Source organism: Mycobacterium sp. (assembly GCF_049673265.1).
GTDB lineage: Bacteria > Actinomycetota > Actinomycetes > Mycobacteriales > Mycobacteriaceae > Mycobacterium.
On sequence record NZ_JBATXN010000169.1, the window covers coordinates 1 to 3,237 of the forward strand.

At 62.8% G+C, this 3,237-nt stretch carries 3 protein-coding genes; 2 read left to right on the forward strand and 1 reads right to left on the reverse strand.

From position 1 onward, the window contains the following. Nucleotides 1-926, reverse strand: a 926-nt coding sequence (locus WBF82_RS05870) for a class I SAM-dependent methyltransferase (RefSeq protein ID WP_424382139.1), incomplete at its 3' end; no start/stop codon positions are given. A gap of 488 nt (nt 927-1,414) precedes the next feature. Here WBF82_RS05870 and WBF82_RS05875 point away from each other — a divergent pair. Then, entirely contained in the window at nt 1,415-2,503 is a 1,089-nt protein-coding gene (locus WBF82_RS05875) for a YncE family protein (protein ID WP_424382140.1), read from the forward strand. Nucleotides 2,504-2,632: 129 nt separating this feature from the next. Then, nucleotides 2,633-3,237, forward strand: a 605-nt coding sequence (locus WBF82_RS05880; RefSeq protein ID WP_424382141.1) for an AMP-binding protein, incomplete at its 3' end; no start/stop codon positions are given.

Genomic DNA, 3,237 nt, shown 5'->3' on the forward strand with positions numbered 1-3,237 from the left:
ATCGTGTAGCTCTCTTTCGGCCGGTCGGGGCGGCACGCCATGAAAAAATGGCAGCCGTTCAATGTCTGCAGGCGTTCCATCACCGACCATATCCGGTTCTCCGGCAACGCATTTGCGGCCGCATAGAAGCTGCTCGGCGGCGCGAACAAGTCGTGCGGATAGTACGGCGTTTTGTGGAACCAGCCCTGAAATACCAGTCCGGCCGAGCTCACCAGATCAAGACACTCGTCGACGGTATAACTGCGCGCGCGACCGTGTAAGAACGTATCCACCAGTGCAGCATCGGACTGCAGATCGCGCGCCATTTTCAGATAGCTTTGCACCGGGTGCTCGGCCGGTAACGCCGAGATCGTGTCTTTGACCAGCTGGACCGACGCGTCGTCCTGACCCAGGTCGAAGTCGTGAAAGACGGACTCCAGCAACTCAATTCCAATTCGGCCGTACTTCGCATAGAGCATGAGAGCGATCGCGCCGTCGCGTCGCACGCAACCGGCGAGAGCCTTCAGGCCGGCTAGTGGATCCGCCATGTGGTGTAAAACCCCGGTCGATACCACCAGGTCGAAGTCGAGTCCAAGCGTCGACAGCTCCTCGATCGGGAGACGATGCAGCTCGAGATTGGCCAGCCCGTGCTTGTCCTTCAAATACTGCTGGTGATCCAGGGAGGGCTGGCTGATGTCGACGGCCACGACCTTGGCCGCGGGGTTGGTGAACGCAAATACCGCGGCCTGGTTGGTGCCACATCCTGCGATCAGAATGTCGAGGTCAGGCCGATATTCCTGGTCGGGCCATAGCACCCGGTGCGCGTGCGCCGGGTCGAACCACTCCCAGTTGGCAACGCTGTATGCCTCGAGGTCCTCGATGGGGTGTGGGTAGCGCCATCGTTGGTACTGGCGGGCAACAAGGTCGTCGCGTGCGTCGTCGTTCACGTCGCGCTCTCCACCGCTGGATTATGGGTTACCCCTTGCTCACCGGCAATAAGGAGACCCGGTGTCGGAATCCGGTGCGCCTACGCGGCGACGCGCTGTACCTCATTTTTAGTCAATGTGATTTGGGCCTCTTCTTGGCGTCCAAACAATAAGAAACCCTTATTCATTGATAGCCAAGCCACCGCTGGTCACCGGTTAGCGAAAGTGGCGAAACACCTGGCGAGACGTAGTGTCCCGTTTGCTGTTTGGGCTTGGGCCGGGACCGCGGAAAATATTGCTTAAGGACACTCTGAGTTACCTGCGTGACACGCGCGACAATCGATGAAACTGCGCTTTTTCGGCCGAAATTGGGCCGCTAGACTCGTCCGAAGCGGCGCTGCTATGCGCCTGATCCGAGGGATCCGGGTTTGCCTTCTCGGAACCGTTTGACCGGACTACGCGTCAAACATCCGCCCACCACGGACCCAATGAGAAGAGGCTGGTGCCCTGTGAGTCATGCAAGCGGTGCGAACGGACCGAAGTGTGCCGAAGATGCCCCGGGCTTCACGGTGGTGGACAAAATCGCCGTGCAGCAGGGCGCCGTCAGCGGCATCACCGTCAGTTCCGACGGCAGTCGGCTGATGGTCACCCACTACGGCGACGACAGCGTCTCGTCCATCGATGCCGGTAATGGCGCGTTCGTGCAGACGGTCATCGACATCGACGAGCCATTCGCCATCACCATGGCGGATACGCCGCAGGGCCGCGCGTACATCAGCACCGTATCGGCGGCATATGACTCGATTTTGGCTTTCGACGTGGCTGCCAATCGGGTTGTCGGGGCGCACCCGGTGGCCCATAGCGTGACCGATCTGGCGGTCAGCCCGGACGGACGGTACGTCTACGCCAGCCGGACTGCGGCCGATGGTGCCGACGTCGCAATCCTCGACACCAAGTCGGGCCGCGAAGACGCGATCGGCATCGCGGCCGCCGCCGGAACCACTGCCGGCTGTGTGCGCGTCAGCCCCGACGGACGCCGGCTGTATGTCGCGGCGAACGGGCCCTTTGCGGCAGAGCTTGTCGTGGTGGACGCGCACACCCACCGGGTGCTGAACACTTTCGAAATCGGCTGCCCGATACGGGATATCGCGCTCAGCCCAGATGGCGCCACCGCGTACGTCGGCAGCTGCGGTCCCGACTTCGGTGCGGTGCTCGATGTTCTCGATACCCGCACCGACACCGTCGTCAACACCTACAAATTCGGTGAAATCTCTGGCTTGCTGGCCCAATTGGTGTTGAGCCGCGACGGTGAGCGGGCCTATCTCGTCGGCGACACCTGCGTGACGGTGTTGTCCACGTCAACGCACGACATCATCGGCAGCATCGTGGTCGGCGCGCAGCCTTCATGCCTGACCGAGAGCCCGGCGGGCGATCGCCTGTACATCGCCGACTACGCCGGTGCGATCACCATGCTGACCGTCGCACCCACCGCCGCCGACGCGCTGACCCCGGACGAGATACCCACGGCCCCGCATCAGTGGGCCCCGCGCAGGTGGGCACCGCCCCACCTGCTGGGACTCGAACCGACGCCGGTCTAACGGGGTCTCCCGGCTACATCGCCCATCACCGCTAAGGCGATTGTTCGGGCGTGCGATGATCGCCACCGGGGCAGCCTTGTCAGGCCGGCCCGGGACAGCAGGTAGTGCGAACCATAAGGCGGTTCATCGATGTACAGCACCATGCACAGCTTCCCGTTGACGATCACCGCCATCTTGCGCCATGCGTCGGGCGTCCACGGGGCACGCAAGGTGACCACCGCGACCGGGAGTGGTTACCGCCACTCCAACTACGCCGAACTCGGTCAGCAGGCGGCTCAACTTGCCAACGCGTTGCGGGGAGTCGGCGTCAGCGGCGACCAGCGGGTCGCCACGTTCATGTGGAACAACACCGAACATCTGACGGCGTATCTGGCCGTGCCGGCGATGGGCGCTGTGCTGCACACGCTCAACATCCGGCTCTTCCCCGAGCAGATCGTGTTTGTAGCCAACGAGGCCGAAGACCAGGTTGTGTTGGTCGATGCGTCGCTGGTCAAACTGCTGGCGCCGGTACTGGGCGAGCTGGACACCGTGCACACGGTGATCGCCGTCGGTGACGGTGACATCTCGGCACTGGAAGAGTCGGGCAAGACGGTGCTGCGCTACGCCAACATGCTGGCCGGCGAGTCGACCGAATTCGACTGGCCGGAGATCGACGAGGACTCCGCGGCCGCGATGTGTTACACCAGCGGCACCACTGGCAACCCGAAAGGCGTTGTCTACAGCCATCGTTCGAG